General features: G+C 74.6%; 11 protein-coding genes and 1 pseudogene. 10 read left to right on the forward strand and 2 right to left on the reverse strand.

The annotated features are described in order from the left end of the window. Positions 1-29 precede the first annotated feature (29 nt). The 5 genes from AB0M79_RS17485 to yidD all read left to right on the forward strand — a co-directional run bounded on the left by AB0M79_RS17485 (position 30) and on the right by yidD (position 4186). Complete coding sequence (locus AB0M79_RS17485) at positions 30-296, forward strand: DUF6343 family protein (protein WP_364214225.1); 267 nt, start codon at positions 30-32, stop codon at positions 294-296. A gap of 10 nt (positions 297-306) precedes the next feature. Beyond that, positions 307-1722 (forward strand): NADP-dependent succinic semialdehyde dehydrogenase, encoded by a 1416-nt coding sequence (locus AB0M79_RS17490; RefSeq protein ID WP_364214228.1) that lies wholly within the window; start codon positions 307-309, stop codon positions 1720-1722. Between the two features lie 54 nt (positions 1723-1776). Next, on the forward strand, positions 1777-3348 hold the full coding sequence (locus AB0M79_RS17495) for a Na+/H+ antiporter (protein ID WP_364214231.1): 1572 nt from the start codon (positions 1777-1779) through the stop codon (positions 3346-3348). Next, positions 3348-3605, forward strand: a complete 258-nt coding sequence (locus tag AB0M79_RS17500) for a UBP-type zinc finger domain-containing protein (protein WP_364214234.1) — start codon at positions 3348-3350, stop codon at positions 3603-3605. Before AB0M79_RS17495 ends, AB0M79_RS17500 begins: the two co-directional genes overlap by 1 nt. Before the next feature lie 332 nt (positions 3606-3937). After that, the gene (gene yidD, locus AB0M79_RS17505) at positions 3938-4186 is read left to right on the forward strand and encodes a membrane protein insertion efficiency factor YidD (protein ID WP_364214289.1); all 249 of its coding nucleotides are present in this window, start codon (positions 3938-3940) and stop codon (positions 4184-4186) included. A gap of 484 nt (positions 4187-4670) precedes the next feature. On the opposite strand, the gene AB0M79_RS17510 is transcribed toward yidD, so the two are convergent. Continuing rightward, complete coding sequence (locus AB0M79_RS17510) at positions 4671-7352, reverse strand: glycoside hydrolase family 9 protein (RefSeq protein ID WP_364214237.1); 2682 nt, start codon at positions 7350-7352, stop codon at positions 4671-4673. Positions 7353-7620: 268 nt separating this feature from the next. Between AB0M79_RS17510 and AB0M79_RS17515 the strand changes: the two genes are divergently transcribed. Next, positions 7621-8343, forward strand: a complete 723-nt coding sequence (locus tag AB0M79_RS17515) for a protein phosphatase 2C domain-containing protein (protein WP_364214240.1) — start codon at positions 7621-7623, stop codon at positions 8341-8343. Positions 8344-8371: 28 nt separating this feature from the next. Here the strand turns inward: AB0M79_RS17515 and hrpB are convergent, their stop codons facing one another. After that, a complete protein-coding gene (gene hrpB / locus AB0M79_RS17520; RefSeq protein ID WP_364214243.1) occupies positions 8372-10927 on the reverse strand; it encodes an ATP-dependent helicase HrpB in 2556 nt (851 codons plus the stop codon). A 169-nt stretch (positions 10928-11096) separates the two neighbouring features. Between hrpB and AB0M79_RS17525 the strand changes: the two genes are divergently transcribed. From AB0M79_RS17525 to AB0M79_RS17540, 4 genes and pseudogenes are all read left to right on the forward strand, one after another. Further along, on the forward strand, positions 11097-11723 hold the full coding sequence (locus tag AB0M79_RS17525) for a GPP34 family phosphoprotein (RefSeq protein ID WP_364214246.1): 627 nt from the start codon (positions 11097-11099) through the stop codon (positions 11721-11723). 50 nt (positions 11724-11773) lie between these two features. After that, positions 11774-13246: pseudogene (locus AB0M79_RS17530) on the forward strand (APC family permease); the annotation flags it as partial. 167 nt (positions 13247-13413) lie between these two features. After that, positions 13414-13968: a GNAT family N-acetyltransferase gene (locus AB0M79_RS17535; RefSeq protein ID WP_364214292.1), complete on the forward strand. Its 555-nt coding sequence runs from the start codon at positions 13414-13416 to the stop codon at positions 13966-13968. Positions 13969-14166: 198 nt separating this feature from the next. Further along, on the forward strand, positions 14167-15297 hold the full coding sequence (locus AB0M79_RS17540; protein WP_364214295.1) for a histidine kinase: 1131 nt from the start codon (positions 14167-14169) through the stop codon (positions 15295-15297). The last annotated feature ends 84 nt before the right edge of the window (positions 15298-15381 follow it).

Genomic DNA, 15381 nt, shown 5'->3' on the forward strand with positions numbered 1-15381 from the left:
CCGGGACAGGGCTCGGGTAGACCAACCGTATGGCCACGAAAGCCCAGCCCCGGGGGCGTCGGGGCACCCACGACCGGCCGTACACCGCCCTGAACCTGCGGTTGGTGTTAGCCGGCTTCGGTCTGGCGATGAGCGCCGTCCTGGCCCTTCTGGCCGCCCGTTCGGACGTGCCGTGGCTGGCCGTGGTGCTGGCCTTGCTGGCCGTGGTCGCGGCGATCGACCTGGTCGTCGTGCAGCGCCGCCGCCGCGCCCGCCGCCGCGAGGATCCCGGGGGCAACTACTCGCTGTTCGAGTGAGGAGCACGACGTGTCGATCGCCACGACCAATCCGGCCACCGGACAGGTGCTGAAGACCTTCGACCCGATGACGTCCGAGCAGGTCGACGCCGCCATCGGCCGGGCCGCCGCCGCGTTCGACACCCTGCGTCGTACGTCCTTCGGGCAGCGGGCGCGGTGGCTGACCGCCGCCGCCGACCTGCTGGACGCCGAGCGTGACCAGGTCGCCCGGCTGATGACGACCGAGATGGGCAAAACCCTGGCCGCCGCGAAGGCCGAGGTCACCAAGTGCGCCGACGCGGCCCGCTTCTACGCCGCGCACGCCGAGGCGTACCTCGCCGACGAGCCGGCCGACGCCGCCCAGGTCGGGGCGGTCAAGGCGTACGCCCGCTACCGGCCCATCGGGCCGGTACTGGCCGTCATGCCGTGGAACTTCCCGCTCTGGCAGGTCATGCGGTTCGCCGCCCCGGCGCTGATGGCCGGCAACGTCGGCCTGCTCAAACACGCCTCGAACGTGCCGCAGACCGCGCTGTTCCTCGACGAACTCTTCCGCCGGGCCGGCTTCCCGGCCGGCGCGTTCCAGGCCCTGCTGGTCGGCTCGGACGCCGTCGAGCCGATCCTGGACGACCCGAGGGTCCGCGCCGCGACGCTGACCGGCAGCGAGCCGGCCGGCCGGGCCATCGCCGCCGCCGCCGGCCGGCAGATCAAGAAGACCGTGCTCGAACTCGGCGGCAGCGACCCGTTCGTGGTCATGCCGTCGGCCGACATCGCGCTGGCGGCGCAGGTCGCGACCACCGCCCGCTGCCAGAACAACGGCCAGTCGTGCATCGCCGCCAAGCGGTTCATCGTGCACGCCGACGTATACGACGCGTTCTGCGACGAGTTCGTCGCCCGGATGTCGGCGCTGAAGGTCGGCGACCCGATGGCCGCCGACACCGACGTCGGGCCGCTGGCCACCGACCGGGGCCGCGACAGCGTGGAGGAGCAGGTCGCCGACGCGGTCGCCAAGGGCGCCCGGGTGCTGTGCGGCGGCCAGCGTGGCGAGGGCGGCGGCTGGTGGTATCCGCCGACCGTCGTCGCCGACCTGCGCCCGCCGATGCGGATGTGGGCCGAGGAGGTCTTCGGGCCGGTCGCCGGCCTGTTCCGGGTGACGTCGTACGACGAGGCGGTCGAGCTGGCCAACGGCACCAGCTACGGGCTGGGCGCCAACGCGTGGACGACCGACGCGGGGGAGCAGGAGCGGTTCGCCGAGGACCTCGACGCCGGCAGCGTCTTCGTCAACGGCATGACCACCTCGTACCCGCAGTTGCCGTTCGGCGGGGTCAAGAACTCCGGGTACGGCCGCGAACTGTCCGCGCACGGCATCCGCGAGTTCTGCAACGTCAAGACGGTGTGGGTCGGCGAGGGGAAGTCGGCCGGAGCCGGCGCGGGCGCACACAGCGAGTGAGGTGGCCCGGCCGACTCGCCTCCACCGGGGCGTTTCGGGCAATACGCTCCACCCATGCACGTGCTCGTCGACGCCGTCGTGCTGCTCGGCACCGCGGTGCTGGGCGCGGCACTGGCCCGCCGGCTCGGCGTGCTCGCACCGATCCTGCTCGTCGTCCTCGGGCTGGCCCTGTCCTTCGTGCCCGGCTTTCCCGACGTACGACTCGACCCCGAACTCGTCCTCGTCGGCATCCTGCCGCCGCTGCTCTACGTCGCCGCGCTGGAGACCTCGGTGCCGGCGTTCCGCTACAACCTGCGCCCGATCCTGCTGCTCGCCATCGGCCTGGTCGTCGTCACCGCGTTCACCGTCGGGTTCGTGCTGCACGCCCTGCTGCCCGACGTACCGTTCGCGGCCTGCGTGGCGCTCGGCGCGGTCGTCGCGCCGCCCGACGCCGTCGCCGCGACCGCGGTCGCCCGCCGGATCGGCCTGCCCCGGCGGATCGTCACGATCCTGGAGGGCGAGAGCCTGATCAACGACGCCTCCGCGCTGGTGCTGCTGCGGGTCTCGATCGCCGCGATGGCCGGCACCGCCGTCACCGTCGGCGAGATCGCCGTCGAGGTCGCCCGCGACGCCGGTGGCGGGGTACTGATCGGGGCGGTCGCCGCCGTTCTCATCGGCCGCGTCCACCGGGCGATCAAGGACCCGCTGCTGGACAACGCGCTGTCCCTGCTCACCCCGCTGGGCGTGGCGCTGATCGCCGAACTGTTGCACGCCTCCGGCATCGTCGCCGTCGTCGTCGCCGGGCTGGCCCTCGGCCACAAACTGCCGGTCCTGCTCTCGGCCGCCTCCCGGCTCCAGATGCACGCCTTCTGGCGGCTGGTCAACTTCCTGCTCGAGGGCCTGGTCTTCCTGCTCGTCGGGCTCCAGTTGCGGGAGATCGTCCGGGACATCGACACGGCACCGGTGACCGCCACCGTGGTCACCGGGGCGGTGCTGGCCGCCGTGCTGGCCATCCGGTTCGTCTGGGTCTACCCGGCCACCTACGTGGCCCGGCTGGTGCCCCGGATCCGCCGCCGCGACCCTCGGCCGCCCGCGAAGGTGCCGACCCTGATCGGGTGGGCCGGCATGCGCGGCGTGGTCACCCTGGCCGCCGCCCTCGCCCTGCCGATGAGCCTGGCCGGCGGTGCGCCGTACCCGCGCGGGCTGTTCATCTGGATCGCGTTCACCGTCATCGTGGTGACCGTCGTACTCCAGGGGGCGAGCCTGCCGGTCGTCGCTCGCCGGCTCCGCCTCGAACCCGACGATCCGACGAAGGACGCGCTGGTCGAGGCCGAGGTGCAGAACCATGCCGGCCAGGCCGCCCGGGAACGCCTCGACGCCTGCGCCGACGGCGCCCCGGCGGGCGTCGTCGACCGGCTGCGCGGGCTGGTCGACGAGCGCACCAACACCGCCTGGGAACGTATCGGCGGCGGCGACCGGGAGACCCCGTCGGCGGCGTACCGGCGACTGCGGCAGGAGATGATCGCCGCCGAACGGGACGTCTTCCGGGCCGCCCGCGACGAGGGGCGGATTCCCGAGGAGGTCCTCGTCCGTACCCTGCGCGACCTCGACCTCGAAGAATCCCTGCTGCGCGAGAGGACCCCGTGATGACCTGCGCCCACCTGGCCGAGGCCGGCGCACCGCGGCCGCAGACCACGCAGGGCTGCCAGGACTGCCTGCGCGACGGCAACACCGACTGGGTGCACCTGCGGCTCTGCCTGACCTGCGGGCACGTCGGCTGCTGCGACTCGTCGCCGTACCGGCACGCGACCGCGCACTTCCACGAGTCCGGCCACCCGGTGATCCGCTCGTTCGAGGCCGGCCAGTCGTGGCGCTGGTGCTACGTCGACCAGATGCTGGGGTAGCTGTCCGCCGCCCCCTTGTGCCGCTGGCGCATCATGACGCGATGATGCATGTACGACGCCGCGACAACCGGCGGCGGCGCAGGAAGCGCGACTGGCTCGACGGCTGCGACGTCTGTAGCTGCGACTTCCCGTCCTGCAATTTCGGCCTCTTCTCCGGCCTGCTCCTGCTCGGCTCGGCCACCGCCGGTGTCGCCGGCCGGGTCCGGTCGACCCGGACCCGCCGTCGCCCGCCCGTCCCGGCCCGACCGGGTACGTCCGCGGCGGTGCGGCCGGGCCCATCCACCCCGGCGCGGCCGGGCAGGCCCACCACGGCGCGGACGTCACCGGCTCCGGTGTCGGGTTTCCGACCCGGCGCGGTCGACCGGGCCGGCCTCGCCGCCATCCGCGGCTACCGGCGGTGGCTGTCGCACCGGCTGCCGACCCGCTGCCGGTTCACCCCGACGTGCAGCGCGTACGGGCTGGAGGCAGTCGACCGCTTCGGACTCGCGGTGGGCGGCGAACTGGCGGCGGCCCGGGTCCGCCGGTGCCGTTCCGACGTGCCGTACGGCACTCCCGACCCGGTCCCGCCGGCTTACGGCTGACCCGCCTGCGGCCCGCCAGGGCACCTGTGATCATCAGTTGCCCAGCGGTTCGACACGCCGCATGAACGCAGCGGAACAGCTAACGATCACCACACACCGCCACGTCACGAAGGGCCGGGGGTGGCGGCCGGATCACGCACCATAGGAGCACCTCGCCCCCGCACCGCCCCGCTCCCCGGCCCCCGTGCCGCCCTGCCCCCCGCTCCCGGCGCCGCCCCGCTCCCGGCGCCGCCCCGCCCCCGGCGCCGCCCCGCCCCGCCGCGCCGCGTTGATCAAGGGGATCTTTGGGACCAACCAGGACACGATCCTGGCAACCAGTCCTTGATCAACGCGGCGCCGGCGCGAGCGCGAGCGCGTGCGGGGCGGGTGCCGGGCGCGTGCAGGTGCTGGGTGCGTGCGGGGGCGGGGGCGCGTGTGGGCGGGGCGGCGCGGGGGCGGGGCGGCGCGGGGGCGGGTGGGTGGTGTGGCGGGCGGGGTTACGGGGTCAGGTGGTGCAGGGGGTGCCGTTGAGGGTGAACAGGGTGGGGGACGGGTTGGCGAGGGCGGGGGTGGTGGTGGCGTTGAAGCCGAAGGTCACCGTGCCGCCGGGCGGGATGCGGCGGTTGTAGGTCTCGTTGCGGACGGTGACCGTGGCGCCCTGCTGGGTCACCCCGGCCATCCACGCCTCCCGGACCTTCTGCGCGCCGCTGAAGGCGAAGCCGAGGGTCCAGCCGTCGACCGGCGTCGTACCGGTGTTGGTGATGGTGACCTGCGCGGTGAAGCCGCCCCCACCGTGCCAGATGCCGTAGTTGACGTAGCTGACCCGGCACGTGCTCGGCGCCGGCTGCTCCGCCGCGCCCTGGTCGGCCAGGAACGACGCCATCCAGGCCAGCGCCGAGTTCCAGTTGATGGCGACCTCGTTGGTGGCGTACGAGGCGATGTCGTCGACGTAGCAGAACATCGGCGCGCAGCCGGCCAGCAACTGTGCCGCGAACGGGTCGTCGAGGCTGGCGTTGGCGCCGCCGGCGATCGATCCGTCCGGCGGGTTCGGCGACGCCGGGTCGAGCTGGTTGCCGAAGATCCGGCTGTGCTGGTTGCGGGACGCCTTCTCGCCCCAACCGGTGACGTACGACTGGTTGAGCGCGTTGCGGCCCAGGATGTAGTCGATCGTCTGGACGGCCGCGTCGCGGTATCCGACGTCGCCGGTGAGGTCGTACGCGGTGGCCAGCACGACCCCGTTGTTGAGGATGTTGCCGTTGCCGCCCCAGAAGTAGCTGCCGGCCGCGCCGGGCAGCGGCAGCCCGTACGCCTGGCCGGCCTGGGTGGCGCGGTGGGCGTCGGCGGCGGCGACCACGGAGGCCCGGATCCGGTCCCGCTCGGCGCTGGAAAGTCCACTGGGGACGGTGGCCAGGTCGAGCCGGCCGAGCGCGGCCGTCGAGGGCCAGCTGAAGCCGTTGGCGTCGAACACGTCGCCGGTGTGGTGCGGCGACGCGGTCAGGTCGGCGAGGTAGCCGGCCTCACCGGTGGTCAGGTAGAGCTGGGCCGCCGCCCAGTAGAACTCGTCGCTGACGTCGCCGTCGCTGTAGGCGCCGCCGCCGTTGCCGTCGTTCGGGTCGGCGTAGCGGGTCGGGTTGGCCTTGGCGGCCGCGTACGCCGTCTTCGCCGCGGTCAGCGCGCGGGCCGCGAACGCCGCGTCGTACGGGGCGTAGAGCCGGCCGGCGTGGGCGGCGGTGGCGGCGAGGTTGAGCGTCGCCGCGGTCGACGGCGGGTGCAGCTCGCGCAGTTCGGGGTCGTCCTCGGGGGCCAGCGGCATCCCGGTCCAGTTCCGGTCGTGGATCTTGTGATGGGCCATCCCGGCCAGCGGCTTGCCGGCCGGTACCTGCATGCGCAGCAGGAACTCCAGCTCCCAGCGGGCCTCGTCGAGGATGTCCGGCACGCCGTTGCCGCGCTCGGGCACCCGCAGCGTGCCGTCGCCGAGCGCGGCACCACCGCCGGCGCCGGCCGCCGTCTTGGTCCGCTCGAAGGCGCTCAGCAGCTGGTAGGTGGCCAGGCCGCCGTTGACGACGTACTTGCCGTGGTCGCCGGCGTCGTACCAGCCGCCGCGTACGTCGAGCCGGTAGTCGCAGACGCCGGGCTGGCACGGCACGTCGATGTCGCCGCGGTTCGGGGCGACACCGAGGTGCCCGGCCGGCCGGGCGTACTCGGCGCCGACCAGGTCGCCGTCGATCTCGATGCCGCTGCGCTGGACGTAGAAGAACTGCAGCGCGTCGGAGCGCAGCTGGTCGTAGAGGTCGCCGGTGATGTCGAACGGGTGGCTGGTCTCGCCGTCGGCGGTCAGCCGGTAGCCGGTGCCGGGCGCGGTGTGGCCGGTGAACGTGATGGTGTGCACGTTCTGCGCCGACGCCTGGTCGACGCCGCGCGGGGTGGTGGTGCCCTGCGCGACCACGGTTCCGGCGGCGTCGGCCAGCGTCCACGGCAGGGCCTCGGTGGCGGCGGTGACCAGGGTCGCGTGCTTCGGGCCGCCGGGCAGGTAGCCGACCTGGTTCACCCGCACGCGGGGGCCGGTGTCCGGCTCGTACGGCGGCTCCTCCTCGCCGCCGCGCAGCGACACGTCGTCGAGGCACACCGTGTAGTCGTGCGGGTTGGCGCCGATCTGGAAGGCGACCTGGCCGCGTTCGGTGTCCTCGGTGACGGTGAAGGTGTATTCGAACCGCTGCGGCTGCGCGGTCAGCGCCACGTCACGGACCAGGAACGACGTGTACGGTTCGCCGCCGAGCTGCACGGTCGTCCGTACCGTCGCGCCGGGGTCGGCCGACGCCTCGAAGGACAGCGCGTACGTCTCCCCGGCGATCAGCGGTACGTCGTTCTGCCCGATCCCGCCGTCCCACGGGTTGACCAGTCCGCCGGGGGCGTCGGCGCACAGCCGCCCGTCGACGATCCCGCTCGACGTGGTCCCGTACGTGAACCAGCCGGCGGTGCCGTTGCTGAAGTCGCCGTTCTCGATCTGCTCCGGCGGCTCCTCCTGGGCGGTGCCGGGCGGCGGGCCGGCGGGGTGCGGGGCGGTGGGGCTGGCGCCGGCCGGGGCGGCGGCCACGGTGAGGACGAGCGCGGCGGCGGTGGCGGTGCCGGCGAGGGTCGTGGCGGTGCGCCGGGGGCGGCTTCGGGGACGGTTTCGGGTGCGGGGCACGGCGGTCCTTCCGGTGGCGGGTGGTGCCCGCGACGGCCACCGACGGGCCCGGCCGGCGCTGCGGGCGGCGATAGCTGGGAGCGCTCCCAGCCTCGGTCCGATGTTGCCAGCGCATTTCCGACCTGTCAATCGACGTTACTGGATGTGCGCCCGTCGAGGGGAGAGCGGGATGTTTTGTCCGATTTCACATGTGAGATGTCCTCGATCGACAAGACGCACGGTGATTCACTAGAGACATGGTGGCCCTCCTCCTGGCAGGCTGCCTGCCATGACCCTGAAGCTGCGTTCTGCGGCGGTGAGCGACCGTGGACTGATCCGGAGCGCAAACCAGGACTCCGTCCACGCCGGCCCGTTCCTCGTCACCGTCGCCGACGGGATGGGCGGAATGGCGGCCGGTGACCTCGCCAGCGCGATCGCCATCGCCGCCGTCACGCCGCTGGACGTGCCCACCCCCGACGACGGGCTCGTCGACGCGTTGCGCGGGGCGGTCGAGCTGGCCGGCGAACGGATCCGGGCCGCGGTGGTCGAGGACCCGGGGCGCGAGGGGATGGGCACCACCCTCACCGCGCTGCTGATGTCGGCGACCGGCACCGGCCTGGCCCTCGCGCACGTCGGTGACTCGCGCGCCTACCTGCTGCGCGGCGGGGTCCTGGAGCAGGTGACCAGGGACGACACGTTCGTCCAGATGCTCGTCGACGAGGGCGTGATCACCCCGGAGGAGGCGATGAACCACCCGCGCCGGGCCGTGGTCACCCAGGCCCTCCAGGGTGATCCGGTCGTCCCCGCCTACACCGTCAGCGCCCCCCGGGCCGGCGACCGGTGGCTGCTGTGCAGCGACGGACTGTCCAACGTCGTCCGCGAGGGCACCCTCGCGGAGACCCTGAACGGCTATCCCGACCCGGAGGAGTGCGCCCGCCGCCTCGTCGACCTGGCGCTGCGCGCCGGCGGCCCGGACAACATCACCGTGGTCGTCGCCGACATCGTCGAATGACCCCTCGACCCCGGGGACGGACCGCCGGTCAGCCCCGGCGCGGGCGGGTCCGCCCGGTCGGCTCGGCCGTGGTCGGATCCTCCGGCCACGGGTGGCGCGGATAGCGGCCGCGCAACTCGGCCCGCACCTGCCGGTAGCCGGTGCGCCAGAACGACGCCAGGTCACGGGTCACCGCGACCGGGCGGCCGGCCGGCGACAACAGGTGCAGCAGCACCGGAACCCGGCCGTCGGCCAGCCGGGGCGCGTCGGCCCAGCCGAACGTCTCCTGGAGCTTGACGGCGAGCACCGGTGCGGCCGGATCGGTGTAGTCGACCCGGACCCGTGACCCGCTCGGCACCGCCAGCCGCTCCGGCGCGACCTCGTCCAGCCGGGCCGCCTGCGGCCAGGGCACCAGCCGGCGCAGCGCCGCGACCACGTCGATCCGGGCCAGGTCGGCCCGCCGGACCGCACCGGCCAGCTCCGGGCCCAGCCAGGCGTCGACCCGGTCGAGCAGCGCCGCGTCGTCGACCGCCGGCCAGGGCTCGCCCAGCGCCAGCCGGCAGAACGCCAGCCGTTCGCGCAGCGCCCGCGCGGCCGGTGTCCAGGTCAGCAGCGTCAGCCCCGCACGCTCCAGCCCGCCGCGCAGCGCCGCGCCGACCGCCGCCGGGTCCGGCCGGGCGATCGGCCGGTCGGCGAGCACGATCGCGCCGAGCCGCTCCACGTCGCGGGCCACCACGTCGCCGTCCACCCAGCCGACCTCCCGTTCCCGGCTCAGTTGGGCCGCGCCGGCCTCCCGGGCGGTCGCCTCGTCGATGGCGGCGGCCAGCCGGATCCGGGCGCCGCCCCGCCCGGGGGAGCGGTCGGCCACCGCGACCGCCAGCCATGGCGTCCCGGCCAGGCCCGACCCCGGCGGCAGGTCCGCGGCGGTGCCGCCGGCCATCAGGTACGTCATGGTGGCGCCCGGCCGCAGCCGGGCCAGCCGTTCCGGGTACGCGAGCCCGACCAGCAGCCCGGCGGCAAGATCGTCGGGTACGGGGCCGGGGCCGCCGCTCGGTCGTGCCGGGCCACCGTCGGCGGATGCGGGGGCCGGGCTGTCGGGGTCCGGTATGCCGGACCCGAGCGCGGCGGTCAACCGGCGTACCTCGGTGCGCCACCGGGCCGTCGCCGCCTGGTCGGCGCCGGTACGCAGCCGCCGCCAGGCGGTCACCAGGTCGTCGCCGGAGCCGGCCGGACCCTCGTCGGACAGCAGCGCGACGACCTCGGCGGCCCGCCGCGCGCCGATCGTGCCGGCCCCGTCGAGCAGTGCCCGGGCCAGCCGTGGATGCGTACCGGCGGCGGCGATCGAGCGCCCGCGCGGCGTGACCCGGCCGTCGGCGTCGACCGCCCCGAGCGCGGCCAGGGTGGCCGTGGCGACCCGCAGCGCGCCCTCCGGCGGTGGGTCGGGCAGGGCCAGCCCGGTCCCGTCCGGGGCGCCCCAGCAGGCGAGTTGCAGCGCGAACCCGGTGAGGTCGGCGACCGCGACCTCCGGCTCGGCGTGCGCGGGCAGCCGCTCGTGCGTGGCGGCCGGCCAGCAGCGGTAGACCCGGCCGGGCGCCTCCCGACCGGCCCGGCCGGCACGCTGGGTCGCCGCCGCCCGCGACGCCGGTACGGTCACCAGCGCCCCGAGCCCCCGCGCGTGGTCGGTACGCGGCACCCGGGCCAGCCCGGCGTCGACGACGACCCGGACCCCGGGAACGGTCAGGCTGCTCTCGGCCACGGCGGTCGCCAGGATCACCCGGCGGCGGGCAGCGGCCCGCAGCGCCGCGTCCTGCTCGCGGCCGGACTGCCGGCCGTGCAGGGCGATCACGTCGACGTCGCCACGCAGGTCGCCGAGCCGGCCGGCGACCGCCGCGATCTCGCCGGTGCCGGGCAGGAAGACGAGCACGTCCCCGGTGTCGTCGCGCAGCGCCACCCGGACGGTGGCGGCCACGTGGTCGAGCAGGCGCGGGTCGACCCGCAGCCCGTGCGGCGGGTCGACCGGGCCGGGCGGTGTCCAGACCACGTCGACCGGGAAGAGTGCCGACTCCGCCACCACCACGGGGGCCGGCCGGTCCGGGCCGAGCACGGCGGACAGCCGCCGGGCGTCGGCGGTCGCGCTGGTCGCCAGCAGCCGCAGGTCGGGCCGCAGCGTGGCGCGTACGTCGACGGTGAACGCGAGCGCCAGGTCGGTGTCCAGATGCCGCTCGTGGCACTCGTCGAGCAGCACGACGTCGGTGCCGGGCAGTTCGGGGTCGCGTTGCAGCCGGCGTACCAGGACGCCGGTGGTGACCACCTCGACCCGGGTGCGCGGGCCGATCCGCCGCTCGCCGCGCACGGTGTAGCCGACGGTGTCGCCGACCTGTTCGCCGAGCAGGTCGGCCATCCGGCGGGCGGCGGCGCGGGCGGCGACCCGGCGCGGTTCGGCGACCACGACCCGGCCGGCACCGGCCAGGGCCAGCGGCACGAGGGTCGTCTTGCCGGTGCCGGGCGGGGCGACCAGCACGGCGCTGCCGGCCCGCTCCAGTGCCCCGGTCACGGCCGGCAGCACCGCGCGGACCGGCAGATCGGGCATCCGGGCGCTCAGCATCCGTTCATTGTCCCGGATGCCGATACGGCCACTTCCCACGCTATGGGCACCCCCAGGTCAGTCCGGTCTGAATGTAACCAGCTGGTTACCGGGCTTGCACATCTGTCCACATGGGATGCATCCTTCTTGGCGGCGTCCGGTCGTGACATACCGTATCGAGAGGAGAACTGTGCTACTCGCCGATGAGTTCTTCCTCATCGTCCACGACGACGCCACCGGAAAACCCCGCCTGAACCCCGGTGCCACGGGGATCGGGCTGGCCGCCGCGCTCCTCGGCGAATTGCTCCTCTTCGGACGGATCACAGTGGAGTCCGGCGAGTTGACCATCGTCGACCGGCGCCCGCCGCCCGACGCCCTCGCCCACACGGTGCTCGACCAGTTGGCCGGCGAGGCACAGCACCGGCAGATCCGGCTCTGGATCGACTTCCTGCGGCACGGCGCGGCCGGCTCGGTCGGTGAGCGGCTCGCCCGCTCCGGCGTCGTACGCCGCCACGAGTTCCGGCGGCTGCTGCGTACCACGACCGCCTACCTGCCGGTCGACATCAACGCCGCGGCGTGGCCGGCGACCCGTCTGCGGGCCCTGGTCGACCGCGGCGAGGCCGCCGACCAGGCGGACCTGGCGCTGCTCGGCCTGGTCGGCGCCACCAACCTCACCCGTGAGGTGCTCTGGCACGGCCGGTCCGAGGCGCAGCGCCTCGTCGACCGGTTGCTCACCGACCTGACCCCGCCGCTGCGCGAACTCGTCGCGCACACCGAGGCGGCCGTCGGAGCGGCGGTGCTCAGCCACCGCCAATAGATCCGCCGCGATGGACATCCGCCGTCCTCCCCCGTAAACGGAGCAGTCCAATGACCCTGAGCACAACCCGGAGCCGCCCGAGCAACGTCTCGTCCGCCCTCGCCCGCAACCGGCTGGGCATCCCCTCCGTGATCTTCTTCGTCCTGTCCGCCGCCGCCCCGCTGACCGTGGTCGCCGGCCTGGTCACCACCGGGTACGCCGTCACCGGCGTCACCGGCATCCCGCTCGCCTTCCTCGTCGTCGCCGTACTCCTCGGCCTGTTCTCGGTCGGCTACGTCGCGATGGCCCGCCGGGTCGCCAACGCCGGCGCCTTCTACGCCTACATCGCCCGTGGGCTCGGCCGGCCCTTCGGCGTGGGCGCCGCCTGGGTCGCCCTGATCGCCTACAACGCGCTGCAGGTCGGCCTGTACGGCGCCATCGGCGCCGCCGCCGCACCCGTCATCGACCAGTGGTTCGGACTGCGGACCGAGTGGTGGGTCGTCGCCCTCGTCGCGTGGGCCGTCGTCGGCGCGCTCGGCGTGCTGCGGGTCGACGTCAACGGGATGGTGCTCGCCGTACTGCTGCTCTCCGAGATCGCGATCATCCTCGTCTTCGATGCCGCGAACCTGCTCCGGCCGGCCGGCGGGCAGCTCACCTTCGACACCCTCGCGCCCGGCAACCTCCTCGTCCCCGGCGTCGGCGCGATCCTGGTGCTGGCCACCACCGGCTTCAGCGGCTTCGAGTCCGCGGTCGTCTTCAGCGAGGAGAGCAAGGACCCCGGACGGACCGTGCCGGTCGCCACGTACCTGTCGGTGGCGATCATCGGCGGCCTCTACGCGCTGTCGGCGTGGGCGATGACCGTCGCGACCGGCCCCGGCCGCATCGTCGAGGTCTCCCGGGCCGAGGGCACCGAGGTCATCTTCAACCTGGCCGGTGCCCGGCTCGGCGAACCGATCGTCCATATCGGACATGCGCTGTTCCTCACCTCGCTGCTCGCCGCCATGATCTCGTTCCACAACACCACCGCCCGGTACGCCTTCGCGCTCGGCCGCGAACGGGTCCTGCCGGCCGTCTTCGGGCAGACGTCCCCGCGTACCGGCGCCCCGCGCGGCGGCTCGGTGGCCCAGACCGCGCTCGGGCTGGCCGTCATCCTCATGTACGCCGTCGCCGGATGGGACCCGCTGGTCCAGCTCTTCTTCTGGGGCGGCACGGTCGGCGGGTTCGGCCTGCTGCTGCTGATCACCGCGACCTCGGTGTCGGTGGTGGTGTTCTTCGTCCGGCAGCCGTCCGGCGAGCCGCTGTGGCGGCGCGTCTTCGCGCCCGGCCTCGCCGCCGTCGCGCTGGCCGTCATCGCGCTCACCGCGCTGGCCAACTTCGCCGACCTGCTCGGCGTCGGCCCCGACTCGCCGCTGCGCTGGATCTTCCCGTCGGTCTATCTGGTCGCGGCCGTGGTCGGCACCGGCTGGGGCCTGGCGCTGCGCAACCGGCGGCCGGACGTGTACGCCACCATCGGGCTCGGCGCCGAACGCGCCACCGCGCTGCTGCCGCTCCAGGGGGCCGGCGGCGGGGCACCGCCGGGCGACCGGACCACCCCGGCCGTCGGACCCGCGAGCACCGACGGACCCGCGAGCACCGACGATCCGGCGAGCAGCGGGACGACGCGGTGAGCGCCCCCGCCCCCGAACGGCCCGCGGCCGACGAGGCGCCCGCGATCGCCGCCCTGATCGCCGAGGCGTTCGCGCCGCTACCGGTCTCCGACTGGCTGGTGCCCGACCGTGCCGCCCGCCGGGCGGTGCTCGCCGGCAACTTCGAGATCCTGGTCGAGTACGCCCTGACCTTCGGCCTGGTGTACGTCACCGGCGACCGGTCGGCGGTCGCGGTGTGGTTCCCCCGCGACGGCGAGCCGCCACCACCCCCGGTCGACTACGAGGTCCGGGTGGAGCGGGTCTGCGGGGAGTGGACCGACCGGTTCCTGCACCTCGACGACCTGTTCGACGCCAACCACCCGCACGAGGCACACCACCACCTGGCGTTCCTCGCCGTGGCGCCGGCCCGGCAGGGCACCGGCAGCGGGTCGGCGCTGCTGCGCCACCACCACGCCCGGCTCGACGCCAAGGGCATGCCCGCCTACCTGGAGGCGAGCAGCGCCCGCAGCCGCGACCTCTACCTACGGCACGGCTACGCGGTCGGCGAGCCGTTCCGGGTGCCCGACGGCACCCCGTTCTGGCCGATGTGGCGGCGCCCGCAGCCACCGCCGGCCCGCTAGCCACCGGCGCCACCCGTCGGCATCGGCCCGGTCCCGCCGCCTGCGGAGCCGGGCCGATCTACTTTCGGCGACTGTTCCGGGCAGCGCGGCCGGCATACCGTCGTGCCTGTGGAGGAAACGGGCGACGGCACGGTCGTGACCGGCGTGCCGGGGGAGGGGCCGCGGACTCCCGGCGGGCGCCGCCGGCGCCGCCGCACGTTGCGCGAGGCGGTCGTCGACCTCGCCGCGATCGGGGTGGCCGCGCTGGTCGCCATGGAGGCGGCGGGTACGGCCGAGATCCTGGGCACCGTGACCGGCGCCACGCTCTTCTTCGCGCTGGTCCTCTCCGGGGTCGGCTGTCTCGCCCTGTGGTGGCGGCGCCGCTGGCCGGTCGGGGTCGCGCTGCTGCTCGCGGCGATCATGCCGATCACCGAGTTCGTCGGCGCCGCGGTCCTGATCGCGGTCTACACCGTCACCGCGAACCGGCGGTGGCCGGTCAGCCTCGCCGTCGCCGGGCTGCACGTGGTCGCCTTCGTCCCGTACTCGCTCCACCGGCCGGATCCGGACCTGGGGATTCTCGGTGCCAACGCCCTCCACGTCGCGCTGTTGTCGATCGCGGTGGCGGTCGGCACGGTCGTACGGGCACAGCGGGAGAAGGACGCCGTGTTGCGGGAGCGGGCCGAGGCCGAGGCCCGGCTGCACCTCGACCGGGTACGCGTGCTCGAGCGCGAGCGCATCGCCCGCGAGATGCACGACGTTCTCGCCCACCGGATCTCCCTGGTCAGCCTGCACGCCGGTGCGCTGGAGGTGCGGTCGGACCTGTCACCGGAGGAGATCGCCCGGGCGGCCCGGACGATCCGGGTCGGCGCGCACGAGGCGCTGGAGGACCTCCGCGAGATCCTCGGGGTGCTGCGGGCCGCGCCCGACACCGCCGACGGGCTGCGTCCGCAGCCGGGCCTCGCCGATCTCGACCGGCTCGTCGCCGCCGTCCGGGCCGCCGGCACCGTGGTCGAGGTCGAGAACCTGCTGCCGGACGTGGCCCTGCCGGCGGCGGCGAGCCGGACCGCGTACCGGGTGCTGCAGGAGGGGCTGACCAACGCCCGCAAGCACGCGCCCGGCAGCGAGGTGCGGATACGGCTGGACCGTGCTCCGGACGGCGAACTGCGCGTACGGATGTGCAACCGGTTGGTGCCCGTCGGCGGGCCGGTGGTGCCGGGAGCCCGGGTCGGTCTGGCCGGTCTGTCCGAGCGGGTCGGCCTGGGCGGCGGGTGGCTCGAGCACGGCGTCCGCCGTACCCCGGACGGCGAACTCGTCTTCCAGTTGGCGGCCCGGCTTCCCTGGCCGGGCTGATGCCGGGGGATGTCGGCCACGCCTCGCGGGCGGCGGCGCGGTCCTGGGCGGCGAGCCAGCCGAGGTAGTCGCGGAACGGCACGA

It is taken from the genome of Polymorphospora sp. NPDC051019, assembly GCF_040683055.1.
Classification (GTDB): domain Bacteria; phylum Actinomycetota; class Actinomycetes; order Mycobacteriales; family Micromonosporaceae; genus Polymorphospora; species Polymorphospora lycopeni.

Excerpts from the sequence above, each read along its gene's own strand:
- AB0M79_RS17495 (WP_364214231.1), top strand. The coding sequence starts at position 1,777 with ATGCACGTGCTCGTCGACGCCGTCGTGCTGCTCGGCACCGCGGTGCTG.
- AB0M79_RS17485 (WP_364214225.1), top strand. The coding sequence starts at position 30 with ATGGCCACGAAAGCCCAGCCCCGGGGGCGTCGGGGCACCCACGACCGG.
- AB0M79_RS17500 (WP_364214234.1), top strand. The coding sequence starts at position 3,348 with ATGACCTGCGCCCACCTGGCCGAGGCCGGCGCACCGCGGCCGCAGACC.
- AB0M79_RS17515 (WP_364214240.1), top strand. The coding sequence starts at position 7,621 with ATGACCCTGAAGCTGCGTTCTGCGGCGGTGAGCGACCGTGGACTGATC.
- hrpB (WP_364214243.1), bottom strand. The coding sequence starts at position 10,927 with ATGCTGAGCGCCCGGATGCCCGATCTGCCGGTCCGCGCGGTGCTGCCG.